This window comes from Mesorhizobium sp. M1423 (genome assembly GCF_040317575.1).
Lineage (GTDB): Bacteria > Pseudomonadota > Alphaproteobacteria > Rhizobiales > Rhizobiaceae > Mesorhizobium.
The window spans coordinates 38429-57803 of sequence record NZ_JAMYKU010000029.1 but is presented as its reverse complement, the minus strand read 5'-3'; the positions used below and the strand labels follow the sequence as shown (position 1 = coordinate 57803).

19 protein-coding genes are annotated in these 19375 nt (G+C 62.6%); 10 read left to right on the top strand and 9 right to left on the bottom strand.

Annotated elements, in window-relative coordinates; all coding sequences use genetic code 11:
• The first annotated feature begins 107 nt into the window (after nucleotides 1-107).
• The 8 genes from NKG95_RS28005 to NKG95_RS27970 all read left to right on the top strand — a co-directional run bounded on the left by NKG95_RS28005 (nucleotide 108) and on the right by NKG95_RS27970 (nucleotide 8669).
• Nucleotides 108-524 carry a response regulator gene (locus NKG95_RS28005; RefSeq protein ID WP_348625950.1) on the top strand — a complete coding sequence of 139 codons (417 nt, stop codon included), beginning with the start codon at nucleotides 108-110 and terminating at the stop codon, nucleotides 522-524.
• A gap of 33 nt (nucleotides 525-557) precedes the next feature.
• Nucleotides 558-1931 carry a PleD family two-component system response regulator gene (locus NKG95_RS28000; protein ID WP_352586987.1) on the top strand — a complete coding sequence of 458 codons (1374 nt, stop codon included), beginning with the start codon at nucleotides 558-560 and terminating at the stop codon, nucleotides 1929-1931.
• Nucleotides 1932-2394: 463 nt separating this feature from the next.
• On the top strand, nucleotides 2395-3129 hold the full coding sequence (locus tag NKG95_RS27995; protein ID WP_352789177.1) for a FadR/GntR family transcriptional regulator: 735 nt from the start codon (nucleotides 2395-2397) through the stop codon (nucleotides 3127-3129).
• Nucleotides 3126-4313, top strand: a complete 1188-nt coding sequence (locus tag NKG95_RS27990) for a PLP-dependent transferase (protein WP_352586992.1) — start codon at nucleotides 3126-3128, stop codon at nucleotides 4311-4313. The genes NKG95_RS27995 and NKG95_RS27990 overlap by 4 nt, the downstream gene beginning before the upstream one ends.
• A gap of 30 nt (nucleotides 4314-4343) precedes the next feature.
• Complete coding sequence (locus NKG95_RS27985; protein ID WP_353043089.1) at nucleotides 4344-5621, top strand: ABC transporter substrate-binding protein; 1278 nt, start codon at nucleotides 4344-4346, stop codon at nucleotides 5619-5621.
• Nucleotides 5622-5825: 204 nt separating this feature from the next.
• Nucleotides 5826-6749 (top strand): carbohydrate ABC transporter permease, encoded by a 924-nt coding sequence (locus tag NKG95_RS27980; RefSeq protein WP_352814544.1) that lies wholly within the window; start codon nucleotides 5826-5828, stop codon nucleotides 6747-6749.
• On the top strand, nucleotides 6749-7597 hold the full coding sequence (locus NKG95_RS27975; RefSeq protein WP_023720109.1) for a carbohydrate ABC transporter permease: 849 nt from the start codon (nucleotides 6749-6751) through the stop codon (nucleotides 7595-7597). The genes NKG95_RS27980 and NKG95_RS27975 overlap by 1 nt, the downstream gene beginning before the upstream one ends.
• Nucleotides 7598-7601: 4 nt before the next feature.
• Nucleotides 7602-8669, top strand: a complete 1068-nt coding sequence (locus NKG95_RS27970; protein WP_353043088.1) for an ABC transporter ATP-binding protein — start codon at nucleotides 7602-7604, stop codon at nucleotides 8667-8669.
• Between the two features lie 68 nt (nucleotides 8670-8737).
• Here the strand turns inward: NKG95_RS27970 and rpmG are convergent, their stop codons facing one another.
• The 8 genes from rpmG to topA all read right to left on the bottom strand — a co-directional run bounded on the left by rpmG (nucleotide 8738) and on the right by topA (nucleotide 17548).
• Nucleotides 8738-8905: a 50S ribosomal protein L33 gene (gene rpmG, locus NKG95_RS27965; RefSeq protein ID WP_006201775.1), complete on the bottom strand. Its 168-nt coding sequence runs from the start codon at nucleotides 8903-8905 to the stop codon at nucleotides 8738-8740.
• Nucleotides 8906-9174: 269 nt separating this feature from the next.
• Nucleotides 9175-9543, bottom strand: a complete 369-nt coding sequence (locus tag NKG95_RS27960; protein WP_353043087.1) for a YybH family protein — start codon at nucleotides 9541-9543, stop codon at nucleotides 9175-9177.
• Nucleotides 9544-9594: 51 nt separating this feature from the next.
• Nucleotides 9595-10056, bottom strand: coding sequence for a YqfO family protein (locus NKG95_RS27955; RefSeq protein ID WP_353043086.1), 462 nt, complete (start codon nucleotides 10054-10056; stop codon nucleotides 9595-9597).
• Between the two features lie 111 nt (nucleotides 10057-10167).
• Nucleotides 10168-11343 carry an MFS transporter gene (locus tag NKG95_RS27950; RefSeq protein ID WP_353043085.1) on the bottom strand — a complete coding sequence of 392 codons (1176 nt, stop codon included), beginning with the start codon at nucleotides 11341-11343 and terminating at the stop codon, nucleotides 10168-10170.
• Between the two features lie 16 nt (nucleotides 11344-11359).
• Entirely contained in the window at nucleotides 11360-12094 is a 735-nt protein-coding gene (locus NKG95_RS27945; RefSeq protein WP_353043084.1) for an NUDIX hydrolase, read from the bottom strand.
• Nucleotides 12095-12167: 73 nt separating this feature from the next.
• Complete coding sequence (locus tag NKG95_RS27940) at nucleotides 12168-12620, bottom strand: DUF983 domain-containing protein (RefSeq protein ID WP_352861314.1); 453 nt, start codon at nucleotides 12618-12620, stop codon at nucleotides 12168-12170.
• On the bottom strand, nucleotides 12620-14926 hold the full coding sequence (gene rnr, locus NKG95_RS27935) for a ribonuclease R (RefSeq protein WP_502912587.1): 2307 nt from the start codon (nucleotides 14924-14926) through the stop codon (nucleotides 12620-12622). The genes NKG95_RS27940 and rnr overlap by 1 nt, the downstream gene beginning before the upstream one ends.
• A gap of 6 nt (nucleotides 14927-14932) precedes the next feature.
• Nucleotides 14933-17548: a type I DNA topoisomerase gene (topA, locus tag NKG95_RS27930; protein ID WP_353043083.1), complete on the bottom strand. Its 2616-nt coding sequence runs from the start codon at nucleotides 17546-17548 to the stop codon at nucleotides 14933-14935.
• Nucleotides 17549-17624: 76 nt separating this feature from the next.
• On the opposite strand from topA, the gene NKG95_RS27925 reads away from it, so the two are divergent.
• On the top strand, nucleotides 17625-17852 hold the full coding sequence (locus NKG95_RS27925; protein ID WP_023720101.1) for a hypothetical protein: 228 nt from the start codon (nucleotides 17625-17627) through the stop codon (nucleotides 17850-17852).
• Nucleotides 17853-17994: 142 nt separating this feature from the next.
• Here NKG95_RS27925 and NKG95_RS27920 read toward each other — a convergent pair whose 3' ends face one another.
• On the bottom strand, nucleotides 17995-18372 hold the full coding sequence (locus NKG95_RS27920; RefSeq protein ID WP_352587018.1) for a COG4315 family predicted lipoprotein: 378 nt from the start codon (nucleotides 18370-18372) through the stop codon (nucleotides 17995-17997).
• A 197-nt stretch (nucleotides 18373-18569) separates the two neighbouring features.
• Between NKG95_RS27920 and NKG95_RS27915 the strand changes: the two genes are divergently transcribed.
• Nucleotides 18570-19316 (top strand): cytochrome c biogenesis CcdA family protein, encoded by a 747-nt coding sequence (locus NKG95_RS27915; protein ID WP_023720100.1) that lies wholly within the window; start codon nucleotides 18570-18572, stop codon nucleotides 19314-19316.
• Nucleotides 19317-19375 lie beyond the last annotated feature (59 nt).

Genomic DNA, 19375 nt, shown 5'->3' with positions numbered 1-19375 from the left:
AGCTCGCCGACCTGGAATCCGAACGCTTTTCCGGCGGCCGGTTTCCGTTTCGTCAATCATATTGCCGTATAGTGGGAACAGGTTTGGTGCGTGCCGACAAGGGGCGCATGACGGCACCCTTCGAGTGGAAGGCCAGCCGGGACGGGAAATCGATGCCTAAAAAGGTTATGATCGTCGAGGACAACGAGCTCAACATGAAGCTCTTTCGCGACCTGATCGAAGCGAGCGGCTACGAGACGGTGCGTACACGCAACGGCCTGGAAGCGCTGGATCTGGCGCGGCAGCACAGGCCGGACCTCATCCTGATGGACATCCAGCTGCCCGAAGTGTCCGGCCTCGAGGTGACCAAATGGTTGAAGGAGGACGATGATCTCCACGTCATCCCGGTCATCGCCGTCACCGCCTTCGCGATGAAGGGCGACGAGGAGCGCATTCGCCAGGGCGGCTGCGAGGCATATATTTCCAAGCCGATCTCGGTGCCGCGTTTCATCGAAACCATCAAATCCTACCTGGGCGATGCCTGATGTATCTTTCCAGCCGAGCCGGAGCTTTGTGAAATGACCGCGCGGATCCTCGTCGTCGACGACATCCCAGCAAATGTCAGGCTGCTGGAGGTTCGGCTGCTCGCCGAATATTTCGAGGTCCTGACCGCTACCAACGGGCCGGATGCGATCGAGATCTGCGAAAACGGCAAGGTCGACGTCGTGCTGCTCGACGTGATGATGCCTGACATGGACGGGTTCGAGGTCTGCCGGCGGCTGAAGGGCGACCCGGCGACATCGCACATCCCGGTCGTGATGATCACCGCGCTCGACCAGGTTTCGGACCGGGTGCGCGGCCTCGAAGCCGGCGCCGACGATTTTTTGACCAAGCCGGTCAACGATCTGCAGCTGATGACGCGTGTCAAGAGCCTGGTCAGGCTGAAGTCGCTGACCGACGAGTTGCGGCTGCGCGCCTCGACGACGCGCAATATCGGCATCGAGGAGCTGTTGAGCCGCAACTTCGCGGCCGACGACGCGGTGCCGAAGGTGCTGCTGGTCGATGAGCGCAAATCCTCCTTCGAGCGCATCCAGAAGATGCTGCGCGGCAGTGCCGATCTCGACGTCGCCACCGATCCGCATGCCGGTTTCTTTCAGGCTGCCGAGTTGCCCTACGAATGCGTGATGATTTCGACGGCCTTCGCCGATTTCGACCCGCTGAGGCTCTGCTCGCAATTGCGCTCGCTCGATCGCACCCGTTTCCTGCCAATCATCCTTCTGGCGGACGAGGGCGAGGAGGGGCGCATCATCCGCGGCCTCGAACTCGGCATCAACGACTATCTGATGCGGCCGATCGACCAGCAGGAGCTGACCGCGCGGCTGCGCACGCAGGTGCGCCGCAAGCGCTACAACGACCAGCTTCGCGCCAGCGTCACCCAGACCATCGAGATGGCGGTGACCGATGCCCTGACCGGCCTGCACAACCGCCGCTATCTCGACAGCCATCTGCAGACGCTGTTCGACCGCGCCGTGGCACGGCGCCGGCCGCTGTCGGTGATGATCACCGATCTGGACCGCTTCAAGACCATCAACGATGCGCATGGCCATGACGGCGGCGATGACGTGCTGCGCGAATTCGCCCGGCGGTTGCGCAAGAATGTGCGCGGCATCGACCTTGCCTGCCGCTTCGGTGGCGAGGAGTTCGTCGTGGTGATGCCGGACACGGACGGTGCGGTAGCCGAAAAGGTCGCCGAGCGCATTCGCGCCGAAATCGCCCAACTGCCGTTTGCCGTCGGCGCAGAAGGAAAGGCCATCGAAGTCACCGTCAGTGTCGGCGTGTCGTCGGTGCTGAAAGGGGTGGACACGGTCGCGGCGCTAATGAAACGCGCCGACCTCGCGCTCTACGAGGCCAAGAGCGGCGGCCGCAATCGCGTCGTCGCCAAGGCGGCATAGCCCGGACACCAATTAGCCAGTCAACGCGACAAGGTTACGAATTTACCTTAATCCAAGCGATTTGCGAGGCTTGGTTAATAAACTGTTGATTTTCATAAGTTGGTGCGCAAATGTGCAGCCCTTAGACGTAACCGGCACGAGGCTAGATCGCCGGTTCGACCCGAAGAATACCCCATGATGCTCAGGTCCGCCGCATCTCCTGGGTCCGTGGGGTCGGCCGGCCGGCGCTGGCACATAGTGGCCTCCTCGTACCGCTGCCAAACGCCGGCCGGCCCCCAATTTCAAAACACATCAGGACTCTGCGTCAGCATCCAGAAAATGCTGGCTTTTTGTCGTGGCAGGTAGGCCGCCTTTTGATCAGCACGCTGGGGGCGGTACGCATGTGCCTGCAGCCGATTGACAGAGCCTGTCTTCTATGCAGAAATTGGTTGGACCATTGAGCCATTTTTGGTGACCCGTTGGCATGACCGAATTCGGCCTTTCGCCCATACAGGCAACTGCTCGCGACGACGCGGTGCTCAAGGCCCTGGCCGGCTTTGTGATGCGGGAAGCCCTCGGGCCCGGCCAGAGACTGCCGACCGAACGCATCCTTGCCGAGCGCCTCAAGGTGAGCCGCAACACCGTGCGCGAGGCGCTGACGCGCTGGGAAGGGCTCGGCCTGGTCGAGCGGCGGCAAGGCAGCGGCACTTATCTCAAGGGAGTGGTGTCGCTGGACATGCTGCACATGCCGCTGACGCTGGCCGGCGGCAATGATTTCACCAGCCTGATGCAGACGCTGGAAATCCGCCGCGCGCTGGAGGCGGAAGCAGCCGCCCTTTGCGCCGTTCGCGCCGGCCAGGCAGATCTCGTCGAGATCGGGCGCAAGCTCGACATTATGGAGCAGGCCTTCCACACGCGCGCCGGCATGTCGGCGGAGGAGGACTGGGAATTCCACCAGTCGATCTACCGCGCTTCCGGCAATCCGCTGTTCGAGCAGATCATCGCCGCCATGCACGAGCTGTTCCACCGTTTCTGGGAACATCCGCTCGGAGTGCGCGACTTCGGCCACGCCAGCTTTCCTTACCACCGCACCATCTACGAACGCATCGCCGCGCACGATCCGGAGGGAGCCCGGGCCGAGGCGCTGAAGCTGATCGCCACCGTCGAGGACGATCTGAAACGCGGTGCGGCCAAACTCAAACTCTCAGGCCAGAAATGAACGACCATCCCGCCGGTTTCGAAAACGACTATCTCGCCGAGGCTGCGACGCTTCTCGCCCATGATGAGCCTTTTCCCGGCGGTGCGGTGGTCCCGCCGATCTACCAGACTTCGCTCTTCACCTTCGCCAATTATGCCGAGATGGCCGACACATTCGCCGGCAGGCGACGCCAGCCGATCTATTCGCGCGGTGACAACCCGACGGTGATGGAGTTCGAGGCGCGTGTCGCCGCCCTCGAAGGCGCGCAAGCCGCGCGCGGCTTTTCCAGCGGCATGGCAGCGATCAGCGCCACGGTGCTTGCTTTCGTCAGTGCCGGCGAGCGAATGGTCGTCGTGCGCAACTGCTACGGCGATGCCTACCGGCTGTTCGAACGGCTGTTGCCTCGGCTCAACATCAAGGTCGACTACGTCGACGGTTCCGATCCGGACGCGGTCGCCGCAGCACTTCCCGGCGCCAAGCTGCTCTACCTGGAAAGCCCGACGTCGATGATGTTCGAGCTCCAGGACGTAACGCATTTGGCGCGGCTGGCCAAAGAGCAGGGCATCATCACCTCGATCGACAATTCCTGGGCGACGCCGGTGTTCCAGAAGCCGATTTCACACGGTGTCGACCTGGTGCTGCATTCTGCCTCGAAATATCTCGGCGGCCACAGCGACACAGTCGCCGGCGTGGTGGCCGGTTCGGCTGCCCATATCCGACACATCAACGAGCAGACCTATTCCTACCTCGGCGGCAAGCTTTCGCCTTTCGAGGCCTGGCTGTTGCTGCGCGGGCTGCGCACATTGCCGCTGCGGTTGCCGCACCACATGAAGAGCGGGCTGACCATCGCCGAGCGGCTGAAGGCGCATGGCCATGTCGAGCGGGTCAACCACCCGGCCTATTCCAACCATCCAGGCAAGGCGACGCTTGCCGGCTATGCCGGGCTGTTCTCATTCGAAGTGACGGAAGACGTCGACATCCCGGCTTTCGTCGATGCGCTGAAACTCTTTCGCATCGGCGTCAGCTGGGGCGGCCATGAGAGCCTGGTCGTTCCGGCAAAGGCCTCGCTCGAGCAGACGCCGGGCCTGAATTCGATGGCGCGCTTCGGCGTCAGCCCGCGAACCATCCGCTTCAGTGTCGGATTGGAAAGTGTCGAAGACCTGTGGGCGGATGTCGCCCAGGCCTTCGACAGAGCAAAAAGATAAAAGGAGCCGTTCAAAATGGGAGTGCTGAACATGAAAAAACTGAGCATCCTTCTTGGTGCCGTCGCGGGTCTGGCGATTTCCGCCGGCAGCGTGCTGGCCGATTCCACGATCAAGATGGTCGAGGTCATTACCAGCCCGCCGCGTACCGAATTCCTCAAGAAGCAGATCGCCGAGTTCGAGACGGCCAATCCGGGCGTCAAGGTCGAGCTGGTATCGCTGCCTTGGGGCCAGGCGTTCGAGAAGTTCCTCACCATGGTACAGGCCGGCGACACGCCCGACATCGTCGAGATGCCGGAACGCTGGATGGGCCTCTACGCAACCAACGGCCAGCTCGAGGATCTCGGGCCATTCATGGCCAAATGGGACGATGCCAAGACGCTGGGCGAGCGTGCCAAGCAGTTTGGCTCGACGGTCGACAACAAGCAGTACATGATCCCTTACGGCTATTACCTGAACGCGCTGTTCTGGAACAAGAAGCTGTTCAAGGAGGCCGGCCTGGACGGTCCGCCGTCGACGCTCGACGAATTCGTCGAGGACTCCAAGAAGATCTCGGCGATACCGGGCAAATACGGCTACTGTCTGCGCGGTGGCCCGGGCGCCTTCAACGGCATGCACATGTTCATGAACATCGCCGCCGGCAAGAGCGGCTATTTCAACGAGGACGGCACCTCGACCATCAACGAGGAAGGGTCGGTCAAGGGCCTGCAGATGCTTGCCGACATGTACAAGAACGGCCTGGCGCCGAAAGATGCGGTGAGCTGGGGTTTTAACGAGACCGTCACCGGCTTCTACAGCGGCACCTGCGCCATGTTGAACCAGGATCCTGACGCGCTCCTCGGCATCGCCGACAAGATGAGCGCCGACGACTTCGCCGTGGCGCCGATGCCGGTCGGGCCGAGCGGCAAATCCTATCCGACGCTCGGTTATGCCGGCTGGGCCATGTTCGCCAATTCCCAGCACAAGGACGATGCCTGGAAGCTGATGGCGACGCTGTTGTCGCCCAAGGACAATCTGGAATGGGCAAAGGAAGTCGGCGTCATTCCGATCCACAACGGCGCCGACCAGGACGCTCACTTCAGGACCGAGCAGTTCAAGGGCTGGTTCGAAGAACTGAACAACGGCGACAAATACGAGATGGTGACGCCGCCGACGCATCTGGAAAACCTCGGCAATTTCGTCGACCAGGTGGCGATCAAGAATTTTCAGGAAGTGCTGCTTGGCCAGAAGGCGGCCAAGGACGTGGCCGACGAATGGGCCAAGTTCCTGACCAAGGAACAGCAGGACTGGCTGGCCAAGAACAAGAAATAGCTTTTCTTCCTTCTCCCCGTTCACGGGGAGAAGGTGTCACAAAGTGACGGATGAGGGGCGGCGCCAACCCGTCGTGGCTCGTGCTGGCTCTCATCTGCCTGCCCGTCCTCCGCAGCAGCTGCGGAGGGTGGACCGGCATCTTTTCCCGTAAACTGGGAGAAGGGCGCTGTCCTCGACGCTGCTTCAGGAGACAATCCAGCACCAATGACCTATGCCGTGTCCGAAATACGATCCGCCGGCCGACCGCGAAAGAAGCGGCTATCCCATGCCGCGATCGAGCCCTGGCTCTATCTCAGCCCGGCTATCGTGCTGCTGGTCGTCGTGCTCCTGGTGCCGCTGGTCATCGGTATCGGCTACTCGTTCCGCAAGTTCTCGGCATTCAAATCCGAATATGTCGGGCTTGGGCAGTATCAGGCGATGCTGTCGGATCCCGTGCTCGCGCAGGCGCTCGTCAACACGCTGTGGTGGACGGCAGCCAGCCTGTTCTTCCAGTTCTTCCTCGGCCTTGGCCTGGCGCTGCTGCTCGACACGCCGTTCCGGGGCAGAAAGATCGTGCAGGCGGTGGTGTTCCTGCCCTGGGCGGTGCCGTCCTTCCTGTCAGGCCTGACCTGGGCCTGGCTGTTCAATCCGATCATCGGGCCGCTGCCCCACTGGCTCTATGCATTGGGGCTGAAAGCCGAGCCGACCAACGTGCTCTCCGATCCCTCGACAGCCATGTGGGGGCCGATCGTCGCCAATGTCTGGTTCGGCATTCCCTTTTTTGCCATCACACTTTTGGCGGCGTTGAAGTCGATACCCTCGGAATTGCATGAGGCGGCGGCGATCGACGGCGCCTCGCCGTGGCAGCGCTTCACCAAGGTGACGCTGCCGTTCCTGGCGCCGACCATCGTCATCACCGTCATGCTGCGCACGATATGGATCGCCACCTTCGCCGACCTGATCTTCGTCATGACCGAAGGCGGGCCTGCCGGTTCGACCGCCACAGTGCCGGTCTATATCTACGTCAGCGCGTTCAAGTCGCTGGACAAGGGCTATGCCTCCGCAGTGGCGGTGCTGCTGCTTGTGCTGCTCATCGTCTATGCGATTGCACTGATCGGCATACGCCGCTCGCTGGTGAGGCACGTCTGATGATTGCAGGACGCTCCGTCTCCTCGCGCGTTCTCGGCGGCATCGGCCTTTACGGCGCCATCGGCGCCTATATGGCCTTCGCGCTGTTCCCGATCTTCTGGACGTTGAAGATCTCGGTCACGCCGGAGCGGCTGCTCTACTCCGAAGGCATCACTTTCTGGCCGTCGCAGACGACGCTGCAGAACTTCGTCACCGTGCTCGAAGCCACCGATTTCCCGCGCTACTTCCTGAACAGCGTTATCGTTTCGGTGTCGACGGCGGCCTTCGTAACGGTCATTGCCACGCTGGCCGGCTACGCCATGTCGCGATTTTCCTTCCGCGGCAAGGCGACCCTGGCCATTCTGCTTCTGCTCACCCAGACTTTTCCGCTGGTGATGGTCATTCCGCCGATCTACCGCATCATGGGGCAGATCGGCCTCATCAACAGCTTGACCGGCCTCGTCATCATCTACACCGCCTTCAATACGGCCTTTGCAACCTTCCTGATGCAGTCGTTCTTCGATGGCATTCCGCGAGACCTGGAAGAGGCGGCGATGATCGACGGCTGCACGCGCCTGCAGGCGATGCGCAAGGTGATCGTGCCGCTGACGCTGCCCGGCATGGGCGCGACGCTCGGCTTCGTCTTTACCGCCGCCTGGAGTGAGTTGCTGTTTGCGCTGATGCTGATTTCCAGCGACGACCAGAAGACCTTCGCGGTCGGCCTGCTCACCTATATCGGCAAATTCGCGGTCGACTGGGGGCAGATGATGGCCGCTTCCATCCTGGCGCTGATCCCGGTCTGCATGTTCTTTGCCTTCCTGCAACGCTACCTCGTCACCGGCCTTACCGCTGGTGCCGTCAAGGGATAGATCGATGGCCTCCGTCACTCTCGACAAAGTCCGCAAAGACTATGGAGCCGTGCGCGTCCTGCACGCGGTCGATCTCGAAATCGCCGACGGCGAGTTCGTCGTCCTGGTTGGGCCATCCGGCTGCGGGAAATCGACCCTGCTGCGCATGATCGCCGGGCTGGAGGAGGTCTCCGACGGCGAAATCCATATTGGCGAGCGCCTGGTCAACGACATCGCGCCAAAGGACCGCGACATTGCCATGGTATTCCAGTCCTACGCGCTCTATCCGCATATGGACGTGTCGAAGAACATGGGTTTCAGCCTGATGCTGAGGAAGGCCGGCAAGCCGGCGATCGATGCAAGGGTGGACGGTGCCGCCAAGCGGCTCGGGCTCGATGCGCTTCTGCAACGCTTGCCGCGGCAATTGTCCGGCGGCCAGCGTCAGCGCGTCGCCATGGGCCGGGCCATCGTCCGCGACCCGAAAGTCTTTCTCTTCGACGAGCCGCTTTCGAACCTCGATGCCAAGCTGCGCGTCCATATGCGTGCCGAGATCAAGGCGCTGCACCAGCAATTGAAGACCACTTCGGTCTATGTCACCCATGACCAGATCGAAGCAATGACAATGGCCGACCGTATCGTCGTCATGCATGACGGCCTCGTCCAGCAAGTCGGTGCGCCGCTCGATCTGTATGACCGGCCGGTCAACATGTTCGTCGCCGGGTTCATCGGCTCGCCCGGCATGAATTTCCTGCCTGCCGTGGTTGAAAAGACCGCCAAGTCGGATTCCGTACTGGCCGACGGCCAGAAGCTGCGGCTGCCGGACGGGTTGCCGCTCAGGGATGGCGATGCGATCACCGTCGGCTTACGGCCGGAGCATATCCGGCTTGCCGACAATGGCGCGCTGAAAGGCGAGGTGGGCGTAGTGGAGCCGCTCGGCCTGTCGACTCAATTCTACACCAAGCTTGCCGGCCAGCAGGTGTGCGTCTTCGCCATGGGTCGGGCCAGTGTGAAACCGGGTGATGCCGTGCGCCTGTCGGCCGAGCCGGCGTCGCTGCATCTGTTCGATCCGGCAAGCGGTGATCGCATCGGCTAGTCCTGCATCCCCGAAACGAAAAACGCCGCCCGGAAGGCGGCGTTTCGGTACTGCGAGAGAAAACCGGATTACTTGATCTTGGTTTCCTTGAACTCGACGTGCTTCTTGGCGACCGGGTCGTATTTGCGGAACGACAGCTTGTCCGTCTTGGTGCGGCTGTTCTTGCTGGTCACGTAGAAGAAACCGGTGTCGGCGGTCGACAGAAGCTTGATCTTGATGTTTGCGGCTTTGGCCATGATGTTCGTCCGTTAATGTTCGTGGAGTTTTGGCCGCTGGAGCACGGGGAAACACCCGGACGCGGGAAACTTGCCGCGACACATAAAGAACGCGCCCGGAAAGTCAACCCTTGTCCAGGTTCTGTGTCGTAAGCAGGCGAGTTGTCCGGATTAGGTAGCACGTGAGTTGTCCGGGTTTATTGCCGGCCGAGTGAGGCTGGGGATGAGGCTCCTGTGTGGCTTCGGCCGTCGTAAGCAGGCTCCGGGTGGCGTCTCAGTTTGAATGCTGGCTATGAGTATCGAGCGATGGACGGCTGATCGATCACCCAAAGCCAGTTCCCGTCACTTTGCCGGCGAGCGATTTCCGCAGTCACGGTGCCATCGGCAAGGCGCGTGGACGTAAGCCCCAAATCCCCGTTGATGATAGCCGGACGCTGATCTCCGAGATCAAACTTTCGTCCCGCTGCCACCAACTTGGCGTAAAATCGGCTGATGGCGTCTCTGCCGCAGGCCAACTGTCCGTTGCCGGTATCGAGGATGGCACCGGGTTCGTAAAGAGCAGCCATTCCTTCGGCGTCTCCCGCTTGCTCGCGAGAGACCAATAGCCGCACCAGATCCTGGGGATCGCTTGCTGGTTTGCGATTTGCTTCATCATTCATAGGCAGGCTTCCTGACAGCCAAATTCAAACCGAGATACGACCGGGTTCCGCTCACTCCGCCGCGACGGTTTCCGGCTGCAACGCCTTCTTCCAGTCTCCCGTCGTGTTCCACCAGCGGTTCGGGTTGGCGCGGTCGTCGAGACCCTTGGAGCGGCTGGCAAGCAGTGGCTGAATACGGATCACCGGCTCCTGATAGCTGTGAACCTGGTAAATCGCTTCGACGACGCGAGCGGCGAGCTTCTGGTCGTCGGGCAGTTCGAACGACACCTCGACAGTCCCCGGCCGCCTGCGCAATTCCGTCTCGGCGCTGGCGGCGGCACCTTCCAGCGGCCGATAGCGCTCGATGCCGTCTGCCGACTGAAAGGCATTGCTGTCATACTTGCCCATTCTGAGCGCCGCGATTGCGACCACCGCCTCCATGATGCGGTCGACATCGGCGGCCGGCGCCTGAAAGGTCACCAGCAGCAGCAATTCCATCCGCAGCGATTTCGTTTCAAAGCCACTGTCGATCATCCGAGGTCTCCCTGCTCATGCACTTTGAGGGAGCATATACTCGAGCGCTCCTGACATGGTGGTGTCAGTAGTTAGTCAGCAGTGGGAGCGATGTCGGCAGCGGCGCCGACCTCAGAGGATTTTGCGGAGCAGCCTGGTGCCGACCAGCGCGATATAGCAGGCGAAGAACAGGCCGAGCGCCCAACCGAAGCCCGAGGGCCCGAAAGCATCCATGCCAATGCCGATTGCCTGCGGGCCAAGCACCATGCCGACACCGTAGCAGAGCACGAAGGCAGCGTTGGCGGAGGCCAATTCGTGGCCGGAAAGCTGCGAGCCGAGATGCGCCAGACCGATTGTGTACATGGCGGCGACCACACCGCCCCAGACAAACAGAAGCGCTGCCATCAAATGCCAGTTCTGCGCGAAGAACGGCATGAAGATTGTGCCGGCAAGCCCGACGGTGGCACAGGCTATCAGCAGATAGCGGCGGTCGCTGACGCGGTCGCTGATCATGCCGATCGGGATTTGCAACAGCACGTTGCCGAGGCCGATCATGGTGAGCAACAGGGCGGCGTCCGCCTCTGAATAGCCGATGCGGTTGCCGTAGACCGGGAACAGCGCAAATCCGCCCGTCTCAACCGCGCCGAACACCAGCACAGCGGCGGTCGCCGTCGGCACCAGCCAGATATAACGCAGGAAATTGCTGGTTTCGCCGTCGGAGACGATCGTTGGGCTTTCGTTGCGCGCCGCCAGGACCGGTATGGCAGCGAGCGTAACCAAGGCGATGGTGACGCCGAAGGGGAGGAAACCGCTGCTGCCGAGATGGGCGAACAGCCATGGCCCGGCGGCAAAGCCGAGTGACAGCACGGTGGCATAGATGCCGAGCACCAGTCCGCGCCGGTGCGGCGGCGCCGAGGTGCTGATCCAGAATTCCGACAGGATGAACAGCACCGTCAGCGCGATATGCAGCAGGACGCGCAGCGGAAACCACATCCAGAAAGCTGGCGCGAAATGGAAACCGACAAAAGCCAGCGCCCCGGCGGCAATCATGGCAAGCATCGTCCAGGCGACGCCGAATCGCATGGCAAGCGGGGTGGCGAGCGGCGCGCCGGCAATCGAGGCGAGGCCTGCGACCGCGGTATTGAGACCGATCATCGACGCGGAATGGCCGCGCGTTTCCAGGATCACACTGAGCAGCGGCATGCCAAGGCCGATGGCAATGCCGACGACGCTGATCGACGAGATCGCCGCGACCATCGGCAGCCAGTGTACGCGTTCCTTGCCCTGCGGCTGGGTATCGACTGTCATGGAATGCCTGGCTGCTCTAGAGAATTTCGCGGACGAAGCGATTGCGGACAAGCCGGTAGAACGGCACGGGACCGCCGGGGCTCAGCAGCGGATCCTGGGCGAGCCGCGTTTCCAGCTCCTCCAGGACCGTGCGCGTGATGTCTGGAATATCGACTTGCCTGGCCTTGGCCAGCGGCAGCCAAACGACGTCTTCCAACTCGTTGGTCGGCCCGCCGCCGGGCAGTTCCACGGCGACGTCGTCGCGCCATGCGGCGAGAAAGCGCGTATCGAAGCGGCGCACCCGGTTGGGCGGGGTGATGGCGCGTGCAATGAAGCGCAGCGGTTGCAGTGATGGGATGACGCCGTGCTCGACAAAGCCCTGCCAGTCGCGCTTGGCGGTCGCGAAGGTGCCATTTTGGCCGATCAGCAGGCCGGCCTCCTCATAGGTTTCGCGGATTGCCGACAAGGCGATGGCGCGGGCGCGGGCCGGGCTGGTGCGGCCGATGCTGGCTGTCAATCTCGCTTCTTCGTCAGGATGAAGTGCGCTGGCTACGGGAATTCGGCTGTCGGCCGGATCGGTGCGGCCGCCGGGAAACACGAATTTACCCGGCATGAAGGCATGACGGGCGTGGCGCCGGCCCATCAGCACCAGGAACTCGTCGCCCTTGCGGTCGAGCAGGATCAGCGTCGCGGCGTCGCGCGGGCGTATAGGCTTGGCGTCGAGCGCGATCCGCTCAACCTTGCCGACTTCCGCCTTGGTCATAACGTCCATGCGCTCGACCTAGCGGAATCTTCTCCGATGCGAAAGTGGCGTCCAGCCATGCCGATTTGCGCCAGCCTCGGTCTCAAGCCTCGGGATGCGACTCGATCAGATCTTCTTCACCGCCAAAGCCGTGCATATAAAACGCCCATTGCAGGCCGATGACAGCGCCCTTGACCGGTTGCAGCAGGACGACGGCGAGAATGATGGTCAATGGCACCCAGATGGCAATGTGCTGCCAGGTCGACAGCGTCGAGGTCGCCTCGACACCCATGAAGGCGCCGAGCACGATATGGCCGACAATGACCACCACAAGATAGGCCGGCAGGTCGTCGGCGCGATGGTGGTGAAGTTCCTCGCCGCAGTGACCGCATTTGTCGACGGTCTTGACGAAGGCGCGAAACAGCTTTCCCTCGCCGCAATGCGGGCAGCGGCCGAGCATGCCGCGCTTCATTGCCGTCAATAGTGGCCGGGCGGTCCGGCCCGAGTGATGTTCGCCGCCGAAGACCCGTTCTTCCACCTGCAGTTCTGTTGGCATTACCGTCTCCTGCCGCGTGTGCCTGGACGCGATTGCGACGCCCGGGCGCGGCTTTTGGCCTTATGGAACGACCGTTTGGAGCCGGGCAGCGGCTTTGGCTCGGTCAGCATCTCGAAACGCATCGCACCGGCCATCGGCGCCACCTCGATCAGGCGAACCTCGACGCGATCGGCAAGCTGATAGCCCTTGCCGGTGCGTTCTCCGAAAAGCGATCGAGCAGTTTCGTCGTATATATAGTAGTCGCCGCCCAGGGTTGAAACCGGAATGAAGCCATCCGCCCCATACTGCGGCAATTGGACAAACAGGCCCGATTTGGTGACGCCCGAGATGCGGGCGTCGAAACGGTCGTCGATGCGCTCGGCGAGATAGGCGGCGATCAGCCGGTCGACCGTGTCGCGCTCGGCGGCCATGGCGCGCCGCTCGGTCGCCGAGATCAGCGCCGAGACCTCCTCCAGCCGCTCCGCCTCGTCCTGCGTCAGGCCGCCCGGACCAAGGCCGAGTGCGGCAATCAGCCCACGATGCACAATCAGGTCGGCATATCTGCGGATCGGCGAGGTGAAATGCGCGTAGCGCTTCAGGTTGAGGCCGAAATGGCCGATATTGGCAGGCGAATATTCAGCCTGGCTCTGCGAGCGCAGCACCACTTCGTTGACCAGTCCCTCATTGTCGGCGCCGCGCACGCGAGCGAGGATGCCGTTGAACTGGTTCGGCCGCATCTGCGCACCGCGCGCCAGTGACAGGCCGAGCGTCTGCAGGAATTCGCGCAGCGATTCCTGCTTGGCGAGCGAAGGCGCATCGTGGATGCGGTAGACCAGCGCCTGCCGCTTCGCCTCCAGCGTCTCGGCGGCGGCGACATTGGCCTGGATCATGAACTCTTCGATCAGCTTGTGCGCGTCGAGCCGCTCCGGCACGACGACCTTGTCGACGGTGCCGTCCTGCTTGAGCAGGATCTTGCGCTCCGGCAGATCGAGCTCGAGCGGCTGGCGCGTGTCGCGGCCGCGCTTCAGGATCGCGTAAGCGTCCCATAGCGGCCTCAGCACCGCATCGAGGATCGGGCCAGTCGTGTCGTCCGGTGCGCCGTCGATCGCCGCTTGCGCCTGCTGATACGCGAGTTTCGCCGCCGACTTCATCATGATGCGATGGAAGGAGTGCCTGAGTTTGTGGCCATCAGCCGAGAAAGTCATGCGCACCGCTATCGCCGGACGATCCTGGGCCTCGCGCAGCGAACAGAGGTCGTTCGAGATGCGCTCCGGCAGCATCGGCACGACACGATCGGGGAAATAGACCGAATTGCCGCGCTTCAGCGCTTCGCGGTCGAGCGCCGTGCCATAGCGCACATAGGCGGCGACATCGGCAATGGCGACGGTGACGATCACGCCGCCGGCGTTCGTCTCGTCGGTGTCGGGCATGGCGAACACCGCGTCGTCATGATCCTTGGCGTCGGACGGATCGATGGTGAGCAGCGGCAGCTCGCGCCAATCCTCGCGGCCGGCAAGCGTCGCCGGCTTGACCGCCTCTGCCTCGGCGATGACGTCGGGGGGAAAAATATGCGGAATGTCGTGCGCGTGGATGGCGATCATCGAGACCGCCTTTTCGCTGGTCAAGGAGCCCAATACCGCCAGCACCTTGGCTCTCGGCAGCCCGTAACGGGAGGCCCGCGCCGGCTCGACCTCGACCAGGTCGCCATTCTTGGCGCCGTTCTGGAATTCCTTGTCGACGACCAGCTCCGGCTGGCGCCTTTCCACCGGCTCGATGCGGAACGTGCCGTCCTTCAGCACACGGAAAACGCCGAGAACCGCATCGGTGCGCTTCTCGAAGATCTTCATCACCCGGCCGGTATAGGCCGGGCCTGCCGGATCGTCGGTTGGAAAGGTCTTGGCCAAAACCCGGTCGCCGATGCCAGGCGTCGGGCCATTGCCGCCGCGCGACACGCGGATCGCTATGACCGGAGGTTCGCCATTGCCGATCGCTTCGGTCGGGTGCGCCAGCAGCACGCCGTCGGCGTCGCGGCCAAAGATGTCGAACACCGCGACGTGGGGCAGGGCGCCGACGCGGGCAAGCCGCTTGCGCTCCTTGGTCAGCAGGCCTTCGTCCTGCAAGTCGCGCAACATGTCCTTCAGCCAGATACGGTCTTCGCCGCGCAGCGCGAACGCCTTGGCGATGTCGCGTTTTCCGGCGCGGTCCGGATTTTCTGCGATGTAACGCAGTATCTCGTCACGCGAAGGCCGGTAGTTGTCCCTGACCTTGGCACGGGTATCGGCGGTGCGCAGATCGCCGTGGCTTCTTCCGGAGACTTTGCGCGCCAACCCGTCCTATCCCTTTTTCCTGGCCACCGGTTTTTTGGCCGCTGCTGGTTTCTTCGCAGGCGCGGCCGCTTTGCGGAACGGCTTTCTGCCGCCATTGCCGCCCTTGGCTTCCTTTTCCGCAATCAGCGCCACCGCATCCTCGACCGTCACCGATTGTGGATCCTTGCCCTTCGGCAGGGTCGCATTGACCTTGCCGAAATTCACATAAGGCCCGTATTTGCCGTCACGCACGACGATCTTGCCGCCGCCGGCAGGATGCTCGCCAAGCTCCTTCAGAGCAGCGGCTGTGCCGCCATTGCGGCCGCCCTTGCCTTTCAATTGCTTCTCGGCGATCACCGAGACGGCGCGATTGAGGCCGATCGAGAACACGTCCTCGATGCTGTCGAGATTGGCGTAGGTGCCGTCATGCAGCACGAACGGCCCGTAGCGCCCCAGCCCGGCCGAAATCATCTTGCCGGATTCCGGATGCTTGCCGACGTCGCGCGGCAGCGACAGCAGGGCGAGCGCCTTTTCGTGATCGATCGAATCGACAGTCCAGCCCTTGGGTAGGCTGGAGCGCTTGGCATCCTTGCCGTCGCCGCGCTGGATATAGGGGCCGAACCGGCCATTGCGCAGCGTGATCTCCTCGGCCGTATAGGGGTCCTTGCCGAGCACCTTGGTGCCGTCTTCGCCGCTGCCGTTCTCGCCATTGGGATTGGCGGCGTCACCGAGCTGGCGGGTGAAGGAGCATTCGGGATAGTTCGAGCAGCCGACGAAGGCGCCGAACTTGCCGAGCTTGAGCGACAGGTTGCCGGTGCCGCATTTCGGGCATATGCGGGGGTTGGAGCCATCCTCGCGCGCGGGAAACACCAGCGGCGCCAGTTCCTCGTTCAACGCATCGAGCACGTCGGTGACGCGCAGCTCCTTGATGTCGGCGACGGCGCCGGAAAAATCCTTCCAGAAATCGCGCAGCACATCCTTCCAGGCTAGCTTGCCGTCGGAGATTTCGTCGAGTTTCTCCTCGAGCGAAGCGGTGAAGTCGTACTCGACATAACGCTCGAAGAAGCTTTCGAGGAAAGCCGACAATAGCCGGCCCTTGGCCTGCGGCACCAGCTTGCGCTTGTCGATGGTGACGTAATCGCGATCCTCGAGCGTCTTGAGGATCGCCGTATAGGTCGACGGGCGGCCAATGCCCAGTTCTTCCAGCTTCTTGATCAGCGACGCCTCGGAATAGCGCGGCGGCGGCTCGGTGGTGTGCTGGGTGGCGTTGATCGCCTCGCGAGTGAGCTGCTCGCCGGCACGGATCTCGGGCAGGCGGCGGCTTTCTTCGTCTTCCGAATCTTCTTCCTTCTGCTCGATGTAAGCGGCAAGGAAGCCGTCGAAGCGAACAACCGAGCCGACAGCACGAAGCTCGGCGGTACGCGAACCGTTGATCGCCTCGATCTCGACCGTGGTGCGCTCGATCTCGGCCGGCTGCATCTGGCTGGCGATGGCGCGTTTCCAGATCATCTCGTAAAGCCGCGCCTGGTCGGCGTCGAGATACTGCCTGACGGAAGCCGGCGTGCGCATGAAATCGGTCGGACGGATCGCTTCGTGCGCCTCCTGGGCATTCTTGGCCTTGGCGGAATAGACGCGCGGCTTTTCAGGCAGGTATTTAGGGCCGAATTCCTTGGCAATCGCATCGCGTGCGGCAGAGATCGCCTCCGGCGCCATCTGCACGCCGTCGGTTCGCATGTAGGTGATCAGGCCGGTGGTCTCGCCGCCGATCTCCATGCCCTCATAAAGCCGCTGCGCCACCTGCATGGTGCGGTTGGCCGAAAAGCCGAGACCCGATGAGGCTGCCTGCTGCAGCGTCGAGGTGGTGAAGGGCGGGCCGGGATTGCGCCTGGTCGGCTTGGCTTCGACCGACACTGCCTTGAAGCTGGCGCCTTCGAGCATCGCTTTGATGTCGTCGGCCTGCGCCTTGTTGGAAATGTCGAGCTTTTGCAGCTTCTTGCGCTCGAAGGCGGTCAGCCGCGCCTCGATATTTTCCTTGCGCGGCGTGCCGAGGATGGCGGCGACCTGCCAGTATTCCTCGCGAATGAAGCGCTCGATCTCGGATTCGCGGTCGCAGACCAGACGCAGTGCCACCGACTGGACGCGGCCGGCCGAGCGGGCGCCGGGCAGCTTGCGCCACAGCACCGGCGACAGCGTGAAGCCGACCAGATAGTCGAGCGCGCGGCGGGCGAGATAGGCATCGACCAGCGGCGCATCGATCTGGCGCGGATTGGCCATCGCCTCCAGCACCGACGCCTTGGTGATGGCATTGAAGACGACGCGGCTGACCGGCTTGTCCTTCAACGCGCGCTTCTGTTTCAGCACTTCCAGGACATGCCAGGAGATCGCTTCGCCCTCACGGTCCGGATCGGTGGCGAGGATCAGCCCGTCGGCGTCCTTGACTGCCTTGGCGATATCGGCGAGACGCTTTCCAGACGCGGTGTCGACGGCCCAGGACATGGCAAAGTCCTCATCCGGGCGCACCGAGCCATCCTTGGCCGGTAGATCGCGGACATGGCCGAACGAGGCCAGAACCTTGTAGTTCTTGCCCAGGTACTTGTTAATTGTCTTCGCCTTGGCCGGCGATTCGACGACGACGACGTCCATACGGTCTCATATCAGTTGTGATGCGGCAGAAGAATTCCGCTGCGCGCGACGAAATCTCATTCAATGTGTCGCTCACATGGCCGCGCTTTTGCATCCGGTCAAGGCCAAGCAGTCAAAATGCGGCCCTGCACCGAATGCGCAACCCAACGGCGCGCCTTGCGATTTCCGCAATCCTGGACAAGGGAAATGGGCAGCCTATCGCTGGACAAACCCGGCAATTGATCCTGGAGAACGGGACAAACTCTCCCGCGGATATAAGAGAAACATCGAGCACGCGCCAGCCCTGCTTGAACAGACGCTGTGAACTGCGCAATATGCAGCCCGGCATTTGCTCGGACAGTCGCACGGAATTGCTGTGCTGAAAAGCTGGCCGCCGGGGTGGTTGGGTCAACGTCCCGGCGACCAGCCGTATTACCGCCTGTTACAGCGGATCAGAGGCTCAAGGCTCAGTCGGCTTTGGCGATATGCCAGACGCCGCCGACGCCCTCGCCGGTGACATCGCCGGCCTTCTTGTCCTTGATGAACGTGTAGAGCGGCTTGCCTTCATAGGCCCACATCCTGGTGCCGTCGGTGCGGTCGACGATCGTCCATTCGCCCTCGGCCTTGGCGTTGGCGTCAGCTTTCAGTGGCGGCCAATTGGCGGCGCATTTGTCGTAGCAATTCGACTTGCCGGCCTCGTCCTTGTCATAGGTGTAGAGCGTCATGCCGCTGGCGTCGGTGTAAATCTTGGTGCCGCCGACTTCTGCTTCCTTCCACGCCTCGGCGGCGTAGGACACGACGGTGCCGAGCAAAAGCGCGGCCATGCCGATTGCGATCGTTTTCATGGACTTCTCCTTGGATGATTCGAAAAAGCGCGCGGAATAACGCGCTTCGTTTGATCAACGCTGCCTGGCGGCCCTTTCTTCCCGGGCTGTTTTCCATAGATCCAGGCGAGGGCGACGACTTGCTGGGGCCACGCGATGGTGATTGGCGGATGGCCGTTGTCGCGGCTATATGGCTGCGCAGTCATCGGGAGACGGAAATGGCATTGGACGTCGGCTATGTCAGCGCGATCGGGGCGGGAGCGATTTCGTTCCTGTCACCTTGCGTGCTGCCGTTGGTACCGCCCTATCTGTGCTACATGGCCGGCGTGTCGGTCGACGATTTCCGCGGCGAAGCCGGCATTGCGGCAAAGGCTGGCGCGCGAGGCGCGCTGGTTAATTCCTCCATCGCCTTCGTGCTCGGCTTCTCGACCGTCTTCGTCGCGCTGGGCGCCGGCGCCTCCACTATCGGCCATCTGCTACGGGTCTGGCAGGAGCCGCTGGCAATGGCGGCCGGAGTGCTGATCATCCTGATGGGGCTGAATTTCCTCGGCGTATTGCGCATCCCTTTGCTTTCACGCGAGGCGCGCTTCCAGTCACAAGGCAAGCCGGCCAGCCTGATCGCCGCTTACGTCATGGGCTTGGCCTTTGCCTTTGGCTGGACGCCCTGCATCGGCCCGGTGCTGGGGCCGATCCTGACGCTTGCCGGCGGCCGCGAGACGGTGGGCGAGGGCGCGCTGCTGCTTGCCGCCTACTCGCTCGGCCTCGGCATACCGTTCCTGGTCGCGGCGCTGTTTTCCGGCGCCTTCATGCGCTTTCTCGGGAAATTCCGCGTCCATCTCGGCCGCGTCGAAAAAGCCATCGGCGCGCTGCTGGTCGTGGCCGGCGTGTTTTTCCTGACCGGCGGCGTGCAGGCGGCGTCCTATTGGTTGCTCGAGAATTTTCCGGTGCTGGGGCAATTGGGATAGGTTTGCCGCCCGGCCGAGGCGCGAGGCCGTAACTGCGGCACAAGGTACCACAGCTACGT